1 protein-coding gene is annotated in these 926 nt (G+C 63.9%); it reads left to right on the top strand.

Annotated features, from left to right (window positions below):
* Positions 1–926, top strand: a 926-nt coding sequence (locus tag NBG84_RS16945) for an AMP-binding protein (RefSeq protein WP_250920304.1), incomplete at both ends; no start/stop codon positions are given.

Below are 926 nucleotides of genomic sequence, written 5' to 3'. Positions count from 1 at the left end.
ATCGGACAGATCGACATCCTCACCCCCGCAGAACGCCACCAACTGCTCGTGGAATGGAACGACACGGCGAGGGATGTTCCCGAGACGTTGCTGCCCCAGCTGTTCGAGACTCAGGTGATGGCGACACCGGATGCGATCGCGGTCGTCTTCGAGGACCAGCAGCTCACCTACCGGGAGCTGAACGCGCGGGCGAACCAGCTAGCCCGGTATCTGATCGGTCAGGGTGCGGGGTCGGAGGGGTTGGTGGGGTTGGCTCTGCCGCGTTCGGCGGAGCTGATCGTGGCCCTGCTGGCGGTTCTGAAGTCGGGGGCCGGATATGTGCCCATCGATCCGGAGTACCCGGTGGACCGTATCGCCTTCATGCTCGCTGATGCCCAACCCGTCCTACTCATCACCGACACAGATGCCGCCCCCACCCTCCCCAACACTGAGGGAGTGTGCAGGGTACTACTGGACGACGAGGCAACGATCGAGGCGGTCGGTCAACTGTCCGCCGCCGATGTCACCGACACCGACCGTGCCCGCGCGCTACTGCCGCAGCACCCCGCCTACGTCATCTACACCTCCGGCTCCACCGGCAAGCCTAAGGGCGTGGTTGTCTCTCAGGTTGGGTTGGTGAATTTCCTTGGGGCGGCTCGGGGGTTTTGCCCGTTGGGTGGGGGTGATCGTCTGCTTGCGGTGACGACGGTCGCGTTTGATATTGCGGCGTTGGAGTTGTATCTGCCGTTGGTTTCGGGTGCGGGTGTGGTGGTTGCTGGGTCGGTGGTGGTGCGGGATTCGTTCGCGTTGGGGGCGTTGGTCGAGTCGGCTGGTGTTTCGGTGTTGCAGGCCACTCCGTCGTTGTGGCAGGCGTTGGTGTCCGATGTGCCGGATTGTGTGTCTGGTGTGCGGATGCTGGTTGGTGGTGAGGCGTTGCCGGCGGTGTT

The sequence above is a fragment of the Streptomyces albipurpureus genome (genome assembly GCF_023701525.1).
GTDB lineage: Bacteria > Actinomycetota > Actinomycetes > Streptomycetales > Streptomycetaceae > Streptomyces > Streptomyces albipurpureus.
This window is presented reverse-complemented; position numbering and strand designations above follow the sequence as displayed.